The organism is Bradyrhizobium sp. 160 (genome assembly GCF_023073735.1).
GTDB lineage: Bacteria > Pseudomonadota > Alphaproteobacteria > Rhizobiales > Xanthobacteraceae > Bradyrhizobium.
This window is the reverse complement of record NZ_JADPKD010000028.1, coordinates 294,629-309,889: the sequence shown is the minus strand read 5'-3', so window position 1 is coordinate 309,889 and position 15,261 is coordinate 294,629. Positions and strand designations below refer to the sequence as shown.

Genomic DNA, 15,261 nt, shown 5'->3' with positions numbered 1-15,261 from the left:
AAGCACTGAGGCAGCAGAACTTCATCCTCGATGCGGCGCTGGAGAACATGGCGCACGGACTCGCTTTCTACGATAGCGAGATGCGGCTTCGCGTCTGCAACAGCACCTACTGCATGATCTACCGGCTGTCGCCCGAGGAGACACGGCCCGGCACGCATCTTTCCGAGCTGATTGAGCGGTCGATGGCGAACGGCGCGTTCGCTTCCGAATACAGCCCGCAGCAACTCCTGGAAGTCGCCAGCGCGAGGATCGCGAACCGCGATTCCTCGCCGATGCGACGGCGCATGTCCAACGGGATCGTGATCTCCATGCGCTACTGTGCGCTGCCCGATGGCGGCTTCGTCGCCACCTACGAGGACATCACCGAACGCGAGCGCGCCATCGAGGAGCTGAGCGAGCAGTATCGACGTTTCGACGCCGCATTGAACAACATGAGCCAGGGCCTGTGCATGCTCGATTCGAGTCTGCGCGTCATCGTCTGCAACCGCCGCTATATCGAGATGTACGGCCTCTCGACCGAGATCGTGAAGCCGGGCGTCTCGATGCGCGAGATCATGGAGCACAGCTGCGAGCTCGGCATCCATCCGAACACCACGGGCGCGCGGCTCTATGCCGACTATGTCGAGAGGCTGCGCGAGGGCGAGCACACGCTGCACCGCCATTTGAGCGACGGCCGCATCATCAAGCTCAATCACAAGCGGATGGAGCTTGGCGGCTGGGTCGTCACCTATGAGGACGTCACCGAGCGCCACAAGGCCCAGGCCCGCGTCGCGCACATGGCACGCCACGATTCGCTGACAGACCTGCCCAACCGCACGCTGTTCCGCGAGAAGATGAGCGAGGGGCTGAACCAGGTCGCGATCGCCGGCGGCGCGATGGCGGTGCTGTGTTTCGACCTTGATAATTTCAAGACCGTCAACGACCGCCTCGGCCACGCGGCAGGCGACCGCCTGCTGCGCTGGACTGCGGCGCGGCTGAAGGAGAATGTCGGCGAGCATGATACCGTCGCGCGGCTCGGCGGCGACGAATTCGCCGTGCTCCAACGCGGACCGCAGCCGCAATCGGCTGAAACGCTCGCCCGTCGCCTGGTCCAGATTATCGGCCATCCCCCGCCGCTGGAAAACCAGTCGATCCATATCGGCGTCTCCGTCGGCATCGCGATCGCGCCCGACCACGGGCTCGATGCCGACGAGCTGATGAAATGCGCCGACCTCGCCCTCTACCAGGCGAAGGCCAAGGGCCGCGGCGCCTATCAGCTGTTCGCGCCCGAGATGGAAGAAGAGGCGCGCAGCCGGCACGCGCTGGAGCACGATCTGCGCGGCGCGTTGGAAGCACGTGAATTCCATCTCGTGTTCCAGCCGCAGGTGCGGCTCGACAATTCCGAGCTGATCGGCTTCGAAGCGCTGTTGCGCTGGAAGCATCCCTCGCGCGGCTTCGTCTCGCCGGCCGAATTCATTCCGATCGCGGAAGAGACCGGGCTGATCGTCCCGATCGGCGAATGGGTGCTGCGCACCGCCTGTGCGACCGCTGCATCCTGGCCCGAGGTCACCATCGCGGTAAACCTGTCGCCGGTGCAGTTCCGCTCGCGCGGCCTGGTGTCGATGGTCACGAGCGCACTTGCGGAAGCCGGCCTGCCGCCACAACGGCTCGAGCTCGAGGTCACCGAGACGGCTCTGCTCGACGACAGCGAGGCGACGATCGAGATCCTGCACCAGCTCCGCGCACTCGGCGTGCGGGTCAGCCTCGACGATTTCGGCGTCGGCTATTCCTCGCTCAGCTATTTGCGCAAGTTTCCGTTCGATCGCATCAAGATCGACCGCTCTTTCGTCGGCACCCTCGGCGAGAGCCCCGAAAGCGTCGCCATCGTCCGCACCATCGCCAGCCTCGGCTCCGTGCTCGGGGTCGAGACCACGGCGGAGGGAGTGGAAACCGCGGAGCAACTCGACTTCGTGCGCGAATGCGGCTGCACCGCCGTGCAGGGCTATTATTTCGGCAAGCCGTGCCCGGCGGCCGAAGTCGGCGGCATCATCGAGAGGCTGAGCGGAGTCCGGCGCGTGGCGTAGCGGCTTCGCCCGCTCAAATTCCGTATCTCGGCACGCCGCCAAACGACCAATTGTCGCATGGATGGTTTCCGGCGGAATTGCCGTCTCGCTCCTTGCCTGGCACAGACGCAATGGCGCTTTTCTTCTCTCGTGATTTCGGGAACAATCGCTCCACAGAATGAGAGATGGCGGCTTGAGCGAGGCCGCTGCGAGGGAGGCGTTTCTATGTCGCGATCCGGGCTGAAGACGATTGCCTTTGCCGCCATACATGCGGTCATAGGCGCAGTGCTCTCCACTGCTGCCAGTGCGCAGGACTATCCTACCAAGCCGATTACGCTGATCGTGCCCTGGCCGGCCGGTGGTTCGACTGACATCTCGATGCGCGCGATCGCCGACAGCGCTTCGAAGGTCCTGGGTCAGCCCGTCGTGATCGACAACAAGGCCGGCGGCGGCGGCACGGTGGGACCTGCAACCATGGCCGCGGCCGCGAAGCCGGACGGCTACACCATCTCCCAGATCCCGATCACCGTCTTCCGCTTGCCCTTGATGCAGGAGGTGTCATGGGATCCGGCGAAGGATTTTACCTACATCATCCATCTCACCGGCTATACCTTCGGCGTCACCACCAACGCGGAGTCCCAGTTCAAGAGCTGGAAGGACGTGGTGGAGTTCGCCAAGGCGAACCCGGGCAAGGTGACCTACGCGACGCCCGGCACCGGCACCTCGCTGCATATCGGCATGGAGCAGATCGCGGCGATGTCCGGCATCAAGCTCACCCAGGTGCCGTTCAAAGGCGGCGCGGAAACCAACGCCGCGGTCCTGGGGCAGCATACAATGCTTCAGGCAGACTCCACGGGATGGCGGCCGCTGGTCGACGCCGGCAAGCTGCGGTTATTGATGGTGTGGACCGCTGCCCGCTCGCCGAATTACCCGGATGTACCGACGCTGAAGGAGCTCGGCTATCCCATGGTCTACGACTCCCCGTTCGGCATCGCCGGCCCGAAGGGGATGGATCCGAAAATCGTCGCCAAGCTGCACGATGCGTTCAAGAAGGCGGTCGAAGACCCGGCCGTCGTGGCAACGCTCGCCAAATATGACATGGTGCCGAACTACAAGAACACCGAGGATTACAAGAAGTTCGTTGTCGAGGTCACGGAGTCCGAGCGAAAGGTGATCGAGACACTCGGGTTGGCGAAGAAATAGACTGAGCCGCTTCGGTGTCCCGGACGCGGTGCAGCGCTTCTGCAGCGATGCACCGCAGAGCCGACCAGCTTGCCACGAACCACCGGACCTCCGGATCTGCAGCGCACCACTTGGTGCTGCGCAGCGTCCGGGGAACGGCTGAGAGAGAAGCGATGAACAACCAAACCAATGTCAAACTCCGCCTCAGCAACTCCGAACTCTGGGGCGGGTTGATCGGGCTCGCACTCGGCGGCTTCGTGATCTGGTCGGGGCTGAAGCTCAAGCTCGGCACCATCAACGATCCCGGCTCCGGCTACGTGCTGTTCTACACGGGCATCCTGATATGCGTGTTCGCAACCAGCATCATCATCTCGGCAATCACCGAGGGCGGGCCAACGCTGGCCTCACGGTGGGAAAATGTGCGTTGGAGCAAGCCGCTTCTCGTCATCGCCTGCCTCACCGCGTTCTCGTTCGCACTGGAGCCGCTGGGATTCCTGTTGTCGTCGATCCCGTTGATGCTGCTGTTGTTGCGCCTGATCGATCCCGTGCGCTGGACGCTGGCGATTCCGATCGCCGTGCTTGTTCCGCTCGGCATGTGGTGGGTGCTCAAGCGCCTGCTCTTGATCCAGCTGCCCTCTGGCCTGTTCGGGATCGGCTGATCGCATGGATACGCTCGCCAATGTCGCGCACGGGTTCGGCGTTGCGCTGACCGGGATCAACCTGCTCTATTGCTTCATCGGTGTCTTCATCGGCACGCTGGTCGGCGTGCTGCCGGGCATTGGGCCGATCTCGGCGATGTCGTTGCTGTTGCCGGTGACGCTGTCGGGCACGCCGGAATCCGGCATCATCATGATGGCCGGCATCTATTACGGCTCGATGTATGGCGGCTCGACCACGTCGATCCTGGTCAACATCCCCGGCGAAGCTGCCTCCGTTGTCACCTGCATCGACGGCCACCAGATGGCGAAGCAGGGCCGCGCGGGCCCCGCGCTCGGCATCTCCGCCTTCGGTTCCTTCATCGCCGGCACCTTTGCGCTGATCGCGCTGATGCTGGTGGCGCCGAGGCTTGCCAGTATCGCCATCGCCTTTGGCCCGGCCGAGTATTTCAGCCTGATGGTGCTCGGCCTCGTCGTGCTCACTTTCCTGACCCAGGGTTCGATGCCGAAGGCGCTGCTGATGGCCTGCATCGGCGTCGTGCTCGGCCTGATCGGCCTCGACAGCATCACGGCGCAGCCGCGAATGACCTTCGGCCGCATGGAGTTGATCGACGGCATCGGCCTCGTGCCCGTCGTGATGGGCCTGTTCGGCGTCGCCGAGGTGCTGCTCAACACCGAGCAGGCGATCAAGCGCGACATCATCAATACCAAGATCACGCAGCTCTTGCCCAACAAGGCCGATTGGCAGGCGAGCGCCGGCCCCGTAGCACGCGGTACGCTGCTCGGCTTTCTGCTCGGCATCCTGCCGGGTGGCGGCGCCGTGGTGGCCTCGTTCGCGTCTTACGCACTGGAGAAGCGGCTGTCGAAAACGCCGGAGCGGTTCGGCCAAGGCGCGATCGAGGGCGTCGCAGGCCCCGAGTCCGCCAACAATGCGGCGGCCGGGGGCGCGTTCATTCCGCTGATGACCTTGGGAATCCCTCCGAACGTGGTGATGGCGCTGCTGCTCGGCGCGTTCGTCATCCACGGCCTGCAACCGGGTCCGCTGCTGATCACACAAAACCCCGGCCTGTTCTGGGGCATCGTCGCCAGCATGTATATCGGCAACGTCATGTTGCTGATCCTCAATCTGCCGATGATCGGCATGTGGGTGCAACTGCTCAAGCTGCCCTATAACATCCTCTTCCCCCTGATCATCCTGTTCACGATCCTGGGCGTCTACTGCTCCAGCAACAACGTGTTCGACGTTTACGTGATGATCGCGTTCGGGATCATCGGCTATTTCATGCGCAAGCTCGGCTACGAGCCCGCGCCACTGGTACTCGCCTTCGTGCTCGGACCGATGCTGGAGAACAATCTGCGCAAGTCGCTGATCCTGTCGCAGGGCGACCTCTGGACCTTCGTGCAGCGGCCGATCTCGGCGGCGTGTCTTGCGCTGGCGATGGTGCTGCTGATCGCACCGCTGTTGCCCGCGCTGCGCAAGAAGCGTGAGCTGGTGGCGTTGGACGAAGGGGCGTGAGGAGGTTTATACTTACTGCCTGACGTACCACCCTCTCCCACAAATGAGAGGTGAAGCGAGATCCCCGCGCGACGAAACGAAAACACCTACCCAGCCGCAGGCAGCGCATTGTCCGGCGGTGCGCCCCATGGCCGCTCGGCTGAGGCGAGGCCGATCAGACGGCCCTGGATGTAGTCGCAGCCCCAGTCGCGCAGCATGCTTGCGGCCTCTTCGTCCTGGACCCATTCGGCGACCGTCTTGATGTCGAGGCGGCGGGCGAGGTCGATCAGGGTCTGCACGAAGGCGCGATCGTCGGCGGACCGCGTGACGTTCTGAACGAAGGCGCCGTCGATCTTGACGATGTCGACGCCGAGCTTGCGCAGGTTCCTGAACGAGGTGTAGCCGGCGCCAAAATCGTCGATGGCAATGCGGCTGCCGAAATTCTTCAGCCGCGTGACAAAGCCGCGGACGTCATCGATGTCCTGAATCGCGACCGTTTCGGTGATCTCGACGATCAGCCGTTCGGCGACGCCGGGATGAGCCAGCATCAGCGACTCGATGCCCGCCCACCAGTCCGGATCCATGGTCGTATCAGGCGAGATGTTGAGGCTGAGGCAGATGTCGGGTGCAGCCGCGAGCTCGGCGACCACGAGCTCGAGCACGCGATGATCGACGAGGCGAATCAGACCGAGCCGTTCGGCGACCGGCACGATGTCGGGTGCGAGCAGCACCTGGCCGTCGCCCTGGTCCATCCGCACCAGGCACTCGTGGAACGCGCGTTCGCGCGAGGAGGCCGAGACCACCGGCTCATAGGCGAGCTTGATGCGGCGCTCGTTCAGCGCCGTGACGATCTCGTCGGTGACGCGGATGTTAACGCGGCGCTGCGCGTCGCGCGCGGGATCCGGGCGCCATGCGGCGAACGAGCCGACGCGGCGTCGCTTTGCGGCATCGAGCGTCTCATGGGCGCGGTTGACCGCCTCGTCGGTGGTGCGGGCATAGCGCGGCACGCTGACCGCACCGATCGACGCGGTGACCGAGACCGGGCCGGATTTGGTCGGCACCACCTCGTCGCGGATGCCGGCGAGGAAGCGCTCGGCGGCAACGTTCATGTCGTCGACGGTGCAATTCTTCAGGATCAGGCCGAACTTGTTGCCGGAGAAGCGACCGAGCACGTCGCCGCCGCGCAAGCGCGCGCGAATGCGCTTGGCGACGTCAAGGATCACCGCGTCGGCAACGTCGAAGCCGAAGGCGTCGTTGACGCGGGCGAGATGATCGATGCCGACGAGCATGAAGGCTGCGGTCGAGCGGAAGCGGGTCGTCTCCTCGATCGCCTCGGCCAGTGAGGCGATCAGATGGGAGCGGTTGAGCTCGCCGGTGAGCGGATCGAGCCGGGCCAGTTTCGTCAATTCCTCGTCGCGGGCATGACGCTCGTTGTTGATGCGGACGGAGCCGATCGCCCGCGTGGGGCGGCCGTCGGGACCGGCAAACCAGCGGCCGGTCTCCTCGACCCAGATCACGGGATCGGAAGCGCTCATGCGCACGCCGTACTCGACCCGATAAGGCGTGCCGCCGGCACCGTGCACGGCAGAGGTCTGCGCCAGCGCCGCGCTCCGTAGCGATTGCGCAGGCTCGATCAGCTTGGCGAATTCGGCCCCGGTGGCGAGCCGCTCGGCGGGAATGCCCGGGAAGACGGCGCTGACCTGCTCACCCCAGACGATGACGTCGCTGGCGATGTCCCAGGCGAACACGGCCTGGCCGAGCGCGGCGAGGATGTCGGAGGCTTGCGGCAATCCAGGGGTCAAAGTCGCCTCGTTTCGGGACAGTGGAAAAGTTCCTGAGCTGGCACAGGATAGAGCCAGATTCGCCGCCGACCCTAGGCAAAGTTGATAAACAATTTGGAAACCACGTTTGTCGGCACCGGGGAACCAATCCGGCCCGGCCGGCATAGGGCTTGCGAGTACATGGCACGCACCGGCGCCAGCGTCCCGAAACGCGACAATCCCGCCGGACTAACGGTGATTGCGATGTTGAGTACTGATCGAGCGGACGCAGGGGACAATGGGACTGGCACGGCCCTCGTGCCGCTAATGCCGACGTTGCAGTGGGTCCATAAGGCACCGCTGCCGCGACCCGATCCGAGCTTCGTCACCCAGCTGATCGCCAATGCCGAGCAATTGCCCCAGGCGAGCCGGCTGCGCCGCGCCTCGTCCGAAGATGCGCAGATGGCCTATGGCAGCAAGCGCCCGCTGCCTAGCGTCAGCGCGCGCACACGGCAGGTGGCTTGATCAGCGCGGCGGTGTATCCGGCGAGGACGGCGTGCCGTTGCCCGGCTGAAGATGCGGCGAGGGGATTTCCGGCGAGGGCGCGCTTTGCACCGGCTTCGGCGCGGGATGATCCGTCAGCACGGATTCGGCGACGGATTGCGCCGACGGTGCGGGTGGCACGACCGGTGCCGGCTGCGGCGCGATCACCGGCTCGAACTTGCGCTCGGACGCCACATCGTCCGCCGCCGCTTCGGCCTGGCGCTTGGCCTTGCGTGGCGCAGCCATCGTCGTCTCGGCGACATAGCTGACGCGACGGCGCGTGCGCTGGGCGATGCCACCGAGGAAGTCGGCCATCGCGAGCAGCACAAGCAGGAAATAGGTGGAATTGCCGAATTTGGGCCACATCACGAATTCGGCGGCGGCCGCGCCGAACACGATCAGCGACAGCAGGTGATCCATCAGGAATTTCGAGCCGGGCCGCGCGCCTTTGACCACCTCGAGCAGCAGCAGCACCACCCCGAGCGCGAGCAGCAGATCGGCAAGCGTGACCGGCCAAGTCTCGCCGGACACCATCGGCACCTTGAACAGCACGTCCGTAAAGGACACCGTTGGCATCAGGAAGGCGATGATGTTGTAGACCGCGAGCGGAATCAGAAGTAGCGGGAAACCGACCATCGGCAAGATGCCTTCTCGATCAAGATATCCGGACAGGATAATACAGCGGCGAAGCATTTGCTCCGCCGCCTCCCCGTCTATCTCATGGGGTGGCCGAAATCAGGCAGGCCAATCGGCCCGCCCGAAGAAAGGTCCTGCCCTCAGGATTCTTTCTTCTTCAGGACCTGGCGACCCTTGTACATGCCGGTCTTGAGGTCGAGATGGTGCGGACGACGGAGCTCGCCGGAGTCCTTGTCTTCCACATAGGTCGGCTTCTTGATGGCGTCGGCCGAGCGGCGCATGCCGCGGCGCGACGGCGAGGTTTTTCTTCTCGGAACGGCCATTTCAATTATCCTCTAGGGATTGGTGTCATCAGGGCATCGTCCGCGAAAGGACGGCTCAGCACCCGCAATACGAGGCGAGCTGAATGCCGATCAAGGCCGCGCTTATAGAGGAAGGCTGGCGGTAAAGCTAGGCTCTTGGACCGGAAAATACGCCCGGAATGGGCCCGGAATCAGCGATTTTCGTGCCAGCAGGTCGCAAGCGAGCTCGCCTGCCCCCGCGCCATATAGGTTGCTGCCAGCCGCCTCACACCCGGTCCGGGGCTCCGCGCACTGCGTTTGACCGGATTGGGCAGGATCGAGGCCAGAAGGGCGGCTTCCCGAGAGGAGAGGCTGGCGGCCGACTTGCCGAAGGCATAGAGGCTGGCCGCCTCGACCCCAAACTGCCCCTGCGGGCCGAGTTCTGCGATGTTGAGGTAGATCTCCAGGATTCGCTGCTTGGGCAGGACGAGGTCGATCCACAGCGCCAGGGGGAATTCCAGCGCCTTGCGGACGAAGTCCCGCCCCTGCCAGAGGAACAGGTTTTTTGCGACCTGCTGGGTGATGGTGGAGGCGCCCCGGAACGCCGTACCGTCCTCCTGAGCGTCATCGATCGCCTCGCGCAGCGCCCCCCAGTCGATGCCGTGATGCTTGCAGAAATGCGCGTCCTCGGCGGCCACCACCGACCGCGGCAGATACGGCGACATCGCCGCCAGATCGATCCATTGGCGCTGCATCGGCGCGCCCCGAAGCGAACGCCAGGCTATCAGCGTGGAAACCGGATGGCCGGTCCGGTAAAACGGCGCGATCACATAGGGCGCGAGAGCCACGACCGCGAGCACGACCAGCAGTATCTTGACGATGCGCAAATCGACCTTTCCGGCGCAAAATGAAACGCGGCCACGCGCTAGACCATTAAGTCTGTGATAATTCGGGCCTTTTCCAGCAGTTTTTAGGCCTTCCAAACGATTGACTGGGGCCGACTCATAAAGGATTGTCCCGCCGAATTTTTGTTCTGGAGCCTTTCTTGATGACCGGCACGTCCCCGTCCGATTTCGCCAAACGTCTGGACAAGACCGCTGATGACACTGAAGCCCTGCTCAGGCACCTGTTGTCGGACGACATCCTGCCCGATGAGATCGCTCGCCCCAAGCGACTGATGGACGCAATGCGCTATTCGAGCCTCAATGGCGGCAAGCGTCTGCGGCCGTTCCTGGTGGTCGAAAGCGCCGCCGTGTTCGGCGTGCCGCGCGAAGCCGCGCTGCTCGCGGGCGCGGCGCTCGAATGCATCCACTGCTACTCGCTGATTCATGACGACCTGCCGGCGATGGACAATTCGGACCTGCGCCGTGGCCGCCCCACCCTGCACAAGAAGACCGATGACGCCACCGCGATCCTCGCCGGCGACGGCCTGTTGACGCTCGCCTTCGACATCATCACCCGCGACGAGATCCATCGCGACGCCAATGTGCGGCTGCTGCTGACACGGGCGCTGGCGCGCTGCGCCGGCATTGGCGGCATGGTCGGTGGCCAGATCCTCGACCTCGCCGGCGAAGGCCGCTTCGGCGACCGCGAGCCCGTCGATGTCGCGCGCTTGCAGCAGATGAAGACGGGCGCGCTTCTGCGCTATGGCTGCATCGCCGGCGCGATCCTCGGCCAGGCCTCGAGTGCGGAATATCAGGCGCTCGACGATTACGGCCGTGCGCTCGGCGAAGCCTTCCAGATCGCCGACGATCTGCTCGACGTCGAGGGCGATGCGGCAGCGCTCGGCAAGCCCTCGGGCCAGGACGCCGCGCTTGGCAAGACCACCTTCGTCACCCAGCTCGGCATCGAAGGCGCCAAGCAGCGCGTGCGCGACCTGCTCGCGCGAGCCGACAGCGCCGTGTCGATCTTCGGCGACCGCGCTGCCGTGCTGCAAGCCGCGGCGCGATTCGTCGCCGAACGGAAGAACTGACGCGCGTCGATGGCCGCCGGCGGCAAAGAGGATCCCGTCCTCGCCCGCTTCCGCCAGATGTCGCGGCCGATGCGGTTGCTTTATGCACGGCCGCGAACGTTTGTTGCGCTCGCTGTCGGCATCCTCGTCTGCCTGCTGCTGCCGGGCACGCACCGGCTGGTGACGCGGCTCTTGCTCGGCTGGGACGCGCTGATCGCGGTCTACCTCGTGCTGGTCTATGCGATGATGCTGTGCAATGACCACCAGCACATTCGTCGCGCCGCTGCGATGCAGGACGACGGCCGCTTCGTCATTCTGCTGGTGACGGCGACCGGCGCCTTCGCTAGCATCGCGGCGATCGTTGCCGAGCTCGGCACGTCGCATCGCGGCGTCATGGAGCTGACGATCGCGATCACCACAATCGCACTGTCATGGGCTGCCGTGCACACGACCTTCGCGCTGCATTACGCGCACGATTATTATCGGCACGGTACGGCAGGAGGCCTTCAGTTTCCGAGCGGCGACAAGGAAGACCATGCCGATTACTGGGATTTCGTCTATTTCTCGTTCGTGATCGGCATGACCGCGCAGGTCTCCGACGTCGGCATCACCGACAAGACCATCCGCCGCACGGCGACGGCGCACGGCATCGTGTCGTTCATCTACAACACGGCGTTGCTGGCGCTGACGGTGAACATCGCGGCAAGCGCTATTGCGACCTGAACTCACTCCCAAGAATCGTCCTGGCTTTCGCCATGGCGATTCTTGAACACCGCGATCCTAGTAACAGACCTCGGCATTGGCGTCATTGCCGGGGCCGCCTCCGCCGCGATATTCGAGATGGCAGCCGCGATGGACCGGACGGCAGCCACCGCTATTGCAGAAGACCTGCCCGCCACCCTTAGCGCGACTGGCGCCAGCGGCAGCAGCAATGCCGGCGGCAGCACCGTAACCGTCCGCTGCGCCAGCGCCGGCGGACTGGCGACGCTGCCGTGCAGGACGTTCATCACCGTCGTCGCGCTTCGCAATCGCAGGCTTGGCCGGCTTGGCGGCACGCTTCTTCTCGCACTCATTGTCGTCGTTGACCGCATACCCGTCACGACAGACGATCTTGGTGCACTTGTCGCCGTCGGCCTTGAAGCCGTGCTCACAGACCAGCGGGCAGACGCGCGACGGTTTCGACTTGACCGCATCGAGCGCATCGGTGCTCGCGACCTTCACGTCGAGCTTGGTGCCGGCATAACGGTTGAACTGCGATAGGGAGCGCTGCGAAGACGTAGTCCAATTGCCGTCGGCCTGTCCGGAGAAGCAGCCGACGCGACCGAGCTCGGTCTGCACCGTGCGAGTGAGATCAGCCGGTGCGGTCGCGGGGGTCAGCGAAGCGACGTTGGTGCCGGCCGAACCGGCCGTGCTGGCCGGCGCACCGCCGGGTGCCGCAGCGGCGAGGTTGACGCGCTGCTGCTCGGCCACGGCTGCCTGCTGCTGCGCCTGCTCCTTCGCTTTCTGGGCGGCAAGCTGCGCCTGTTCGGCGGCTTTCGCATCGGCTGCGGCTTTGGCCTGCGCATCCTTCTGCGCACCAACGGCGGCGAGGCGGTCGCGCTCGGCCTCGGCCTGTTTCGCCTTCGCGATCGCCGCCGCATGGGCCTGCTCGGCACCGATCTTCTCGAGCTGGAGCTTGGCCAAGCTCGCATAGAAACCGTCGGGATGCTGGGCGAGGAAGGCATCCCACGCCGCCCTGTTGCCGAGCTGGAGCGCGAGCTCGTAATCGCGGCGGATATCGGCCTGCGGGTTCGCCATAGGTGCCGCCGGAGCCGCCGCCGTCATCTTCACCGGCACCAGTGGAACATCCTCGCCGCCAAGCGAGCCATAGACGAACGGCTCCTGCTTGTTGCCAGTCGACTTGAGCACGTCGTCGCGCACGAATCCGAAGGCGCGGCGGACGTCGAGGCCCGGCGTCGCCAGATGCTTGGACAGCGCGACCGTGAACGGGCTGTTGGCGCCGTCGCCGTCCTGCGCCGTGAAGCCGGCTTTGGCCGAATAGGCAATCAACGTGTTGGGACTGGTCGGCTCGACCTGGGCGAGGCCGCGGCCGATGCCGCGCGAAGCGATTGTGCGCTTCATCCTCTTGCCGAACGGATTGTCGCGGCAGGCATCCAGGATCACCAGGCGGAGCTGCTTGGCGGGCTCGACCGCAACCAGGACCCGGTCGAGCGAGAGCGCCTCGTCGTACACGTCGGTGTCGCGCTCGAGCCTGGCGTCGACCGGGATCAGATAGTTCGACCCCTCGACCTCGATGCCATGACCGGCATAATAGACCACGGCGATATCGGCATCGCGGGTCGCATCCGCGAAGTCGCGGAGCACCCGCCGCGTATCCAGCGCCGACAAATCGTGCCGGGAATCGACGATGTCGAAGCCGGCCTCCTTCAGCGTCTTGGCCATCACCGAACCGTCATTGACGGGGTTGGCCAGCAACGGCGCATGCTGATAGGCCGAATTGGCGAGCACCAGCGCAACGCGCTTGCCGGCGAAAGCCGGTTCAGTGCCGAACAGCAGCGCGAGGGCAAGGAGAAGCGGACAAAGTCTGAGCAAATTGCGCATGACACGACTTCCGAAATTCGGGCCGCTGGGCCCTTTGGGACCGCTTTAGCAGGATCCGCCACCGGCGCTTGTGATGGAGGTCACGAAGGCGGCGCCCGCAACGGGACGAAACACCCCTTTTGTTTGTCGCGCCAGCGCGGCCGTGGTTCGCCAGGAAGCAAATCGGGCCGGGTTCCCTCAGTCAACCCCGATATGCTCCCGATATTGCGGCAGGTCATCCGTGATCTCGTGCCAGGGTGCTTTCGAGCCCACGAAAATATGGGCGCTAGGCCGGATCGAAGGGGCGTCGATCAGAGCTCCCATAGCGACGTGGGCCCATTTCCCCTCACGCACGTGGGAATAGAGCAACGAGCCACAACGGGCGCAGTGCACATCGTGGGTGATATCATCGCCGAAAACCGTCCGCTGGTCGCCGCCCCTGACGATGCGGAGCTTGTGTCGCACGATACCGGCGAAGGGTTTGAAGGCGGAGCCGGTGGTGCGGCGGCAGTTCGAGCAATGGCAGTTCATCGCATAGGAGAATTCGTCGGCCACCTCGAAGCGCACTGCACGGCAATAGCATTCGCCGATCAGGATACGAGCGTTCGAAATCTCTGATCCGGTCATCATGATGTCCTTGCGCAAACCGTCTGAACATCCATAGCGCATTTTGATGTGTACGACTAAACTCGCCTCAAGTCATTATTCCAAGGGATGACCCATGAGCCCAAATCGTTCAAGTCTCGAAGCCGTCGTGCAATCCTATTTTGACGGACTCTATGAGGGCGACGCCGAAAAGCTCGGCGCCATTTTCCATCCCTCCGCCGACCTGCGCTGGGTCGAGAAGGGCGAATTGCAGGTGCTGACCGTGCCGGACTGGCTCGACCGCGTGTGCAAGCGTCCCTCCGGCAAGGCCGAAGGCAAGCCGCGAGAGGATTTCATCGTCACCATCGACCGTTCTGACGACAAGACCGCCTTCGTCAAGGTCAGATGCCAGCTGCCGCCGCGCTATTTCACCGACTACCTAGTGGCGATGAAGCTCGCCGACGGTTGGCAGATTGTGTCGAAATCTTATCGATACGACCTGAGAGAGTGAGGGGGCTCACCTTCCGCTGCCCGAAATCGGGCGCGCTCGCCTCCCATTCTCCGTCATTGCGAGTGAAGCGAGGCAATCCAGAATCGCTCCGCTCGCAACGACAATGCGGATAGAGTGCGCCGCATCCCCCATCTTCATTCGCGCGAAAGTCCCCCATGCTGCTCGATCGCCGCTCCCTGCTTGCCTCGCTGTGCTGGATGGCCGCATCTCCTACGCTGGCCGCGGATGCGCTGCCTGAACTCGAAACATACGAACGCGAGAGCGGCGGGCGGATTGGCGTGTATGCGGAAAATCTCGCGACCGGCGCCAAACTCGCTTGGCGCGCCGACGAGCGGTTCGTCATGTGCTCGACATTCAAGGCCTCGCTCGCGGCCTGTGTGCTGGCGCGGGTCGACCGCGGCGAGGAACAGCTTGCCGCCATGATTCCCTACGGCCAGGACGACCTCTTGGAATACGCGCCGGTCGCGAAGCAAAATCTGGCGGCCGGCGCAATGTCGGTCACCGAGATATGCAAGGCGATCGTCGAGCTCAGCGACAACACCTGCGCCAATCTGCTGCTGGCGCGGATCGGCGGTCCGACCGCGCTCACCGCGTTCTGGCGATCGATCGGCGATACCACCTCGCGGCTCGACCACAACGAGCCCGAGCTCAACCGCTCCCAGCCGGGCGATCCCCAGGACACGACGACGCCGGCGGCGATGGCCGGGAACCTGCGCCGCCTGATGCTGGGCGGAGCATTGTTGCCGGCCTCGCGCGCGCAGCTCATCGAATGGATGGTGAACTGCAAGACCGGTGCGAACCGGCTGCGCGGTGGCCTGCCCGCAGGCTGGAAGATCGGCGACAAGACCGGCTACAATGGCAAGGACGCAGCGGGCGACATCGCGGTGGCTTGGCCGAAGGCCGACACGCCGATCCTGCTTACGGCCTACGTCCAAGGCGGCACGCCGACTGCCGCACAGATTGCGGCGGCTTTCGCGCGGATCGGCCGGATGGTGGCGGAGCGGCTGGCGTGAGCCGCGCGCATTGACGTTGCGGCCGC

The 15,261-nt window shown here is 64.5% G+C and carries 15 protein-coding genes; 9 read left to right on the top strand and 6 right to left on the bottom strand.

From position 1 onward, the window contains the following. The first annotated feature begins 47 nt into the window (after positions 1 to 47). The 4 genes from IVA98_RS11055 (at position 48) to IVA98_RS11040 (ending at position 5,396) form a co-directional block, all read left to right on the top strand. Positions 48 to 2,063: an EAL domain-containing protein gene (locus IVA98_RS11055; protein WP_247354846.1), complete on the top strand. Its 2,016-nt coding sequence runs from the start codon at positions 48 to 50 to the stop codon at positions 2,061 to 2,063. A 204-nt stretch (positions 2,064 to 2,267) separates the two neighbouring features. Beyond that, positions 2,268 to 3,245, top strand: a complete 978-nt coding sequence (locus tag IVA98_RS11050) for a tripartite tricarboxylate transporter substrate binding protein (RefSeq protein WP_247303659.1) — start codon at positions 2,268 to 2,270, stop codon at positions 3,243 to 3,245. Between the two features lie 152 nt (positions 3,246 to 3,397). Further along, complete coding sequence (locus IVA98_RS11045; protein ID WP_247303660.1) at positions 3,398 to 3,883, top strand: tripartite tricarboxylate transporter TctB family protein; 486 nt, start codon at positions 3,398 to 3,400, stop codon at positions 3,881 to 3,883. 4 nt (positions 3,884 to 3,887) lie between these two features. After that, a complete protein-coding gene (locus IVA98_RS11040) occupies positions 3,888 to 5,396 on the top strand; it encodes a tripartite tricarboxylate transporter permease (protein WP_247303661.1) in 1,509 nt (502 codons plus the stop codon). Between the two features lie 86 nt (positions 5,397 to 5,482). Here IVA98_RS11040 and IVA98_RS11035 read toward each other — a convergent pair whose 3' ends face one another. Further along, positions 5,483 to 7,177 carry a bifunctional diguanylate cyclase/phosphodiesterase gene (locus tag IVA98_RS11035; RefSeq protein WP_247303662.1) on the bottom strand — a complete coding sequence of 565 codons (1,695 nt, stop codon included), beginning with the start codon at positions 7,175 to 7,177 and terminating at the stop codon, positions 5,483 to 5,485. 222 nt (positions 7,178 to 7,399) lie between these two features. On the opposite strand from IVA98_RS11035, the gene IVA98_RS11030 reads away from it, so the two are divergent. Beyond that, complete coding sequence (locus IVA98_RS11030) at positions 7,400 to 7,660, top strand: hypothetical protein (protein WP_247282053.1); 261 nt, start codon at positions 7,400 to 7,402, stop codon at positions 7,658 to 7,660. Here the strand turns inward: IVA98_RS11030 and IVA98_RS11025 are convergent, their stop codons facing one another. From IVA98_RS11025 to mtgA, 3 genes are all read right to left on the bottom strand, one after another. Then, the gene (locus tag IVA98_RS11025; protein WP_247303953.1) at positions 7,661 to 8,314 is read right to left on the bottom strand and encodes a hypothetical protein; all 654 of its coding nucleotides are present in this window, start codon (positions 8,312 to 8,314) and stop codon (positions 7,661 to 7,663) included. It abuts the gene before it with no gap. Positions 8,315 to 8,454: 140 nt separating this feature from the next. Next, a complete protein-coding gene (gene rpmF, locus IVA98_RS11020; protein ID WP_007598106.1) occupies positions 8,455 to 8,637 on the bottom strand; it encodes a 50S ribosomal protein L32 in 183 nt (60 codons plus the stop codon). A 170-nt stretch (positions 8,638 to 8,807) separates the two neighbouring features. After that, positions 8,808 to 9,482 carry a monofunctional biosynthetic peptidoglycan transglycosylase gene (mtgA, locus tag IVA98_RS11015; RefSeq protein WP_247303664.1) on the bottom strand — a complete coding sequence of 225 codons (675 nt, stop codon included), beginning with the start codon at positions 9,480 to 9,482 and terminating at the stop codon, positions 8,808 to 8,810. A 161-nt stretch (positions 9,483 to 9,643) separates the two neighbouring features. Here mtgA and IVA98_RS11010 point away from each other — a divergent pair, with 161 nt between their 5' ends. Next, positions 9,644 to 10,567, top strand: a complete 924-nt coding sequence (locus tag IVA98_RS11010; protein WP_247303666.1) for a polyprenyl synthetase family protein — start codon at positions 9,644 to 9,646, stop codon at positions 10,565 to 10,567. 9 nt (positions 10,568 to 10,576) lie between these two features. Continuing rightward, positions 10,577 to 11,269 carry a DUF1345 domain-containing protein gene (locus IVA98_RS11005; RefSeq protein ID WP_247303668.1) on the top strand — a complete coding sequence of 231 codons (693 nt, stop codon included), beginning with the start codon at positions 10,577 to 10,579 and terminating at the stop codon, positions 11,267 to 11,269. Positions 11,270 to 11,326: 57 nt separating this feature from the next. Here IVA98_RS11005 and IVA98_RS11000 read toward each other — a convergent pair whose 3' ends face one another. Continuing rightward, on the bottom strand, positions 11,327 to 13,147 hold the full coding sequence (locus IVA98_RS11000) for a caspase family protein (RefSeq protein WP_247303670.1): 1,821 nt from the start codon (positions 13,145 to 13,147) through the stop codon (positions 11,327 to 11,329). Between the two features lie 177 nt (positions 13,148 to 13,324). After that, positions 13,325 to 13,753, bottom strand: coding sequence for a GFA family protein (locus tag IVA98_RS10995; RefSeq protein ID WP_247303954.1), 429 nt, complete (start codon positions 13,751 to 13,753; stop codon positions 13,325 to 13,327). A 94-nt stretch (positions 13,754 to 13,847) separates the two neighbouring features. On the opposite strand from IVA98_RS10995, the gene IVA98_RS10990 reads away from it, so the two are divergent. Both IVA98_RS10990 and bla read left to right on the top strand, forming a co-directional pair. Continuing rightward, positions 13,848 to 14,222, top strand: a complete 375-nt coding sequence (locus tag IVA98_RS10990; protein WP_247303672.1) for a nuclear transport factor 2 family protein — start codon at positions 13,848 to 13,850, stop codon at positions 14,220 to 14,222. A gap of 155 nt (positions 14,223 to 14,377) precedes the next feature. After that, a complete protein-coding gene (gene bla / locus IVA98_RS10985; RefSeq protein WP_247354845.1) occupies positions 14,378 to 15,235 on the top strand; it encodes a class A beta-lactamase in 858 nt (285 codons plus the stop codon). Positions 15,236 to 15,261 lie beyond the last annotated feature (26 nt).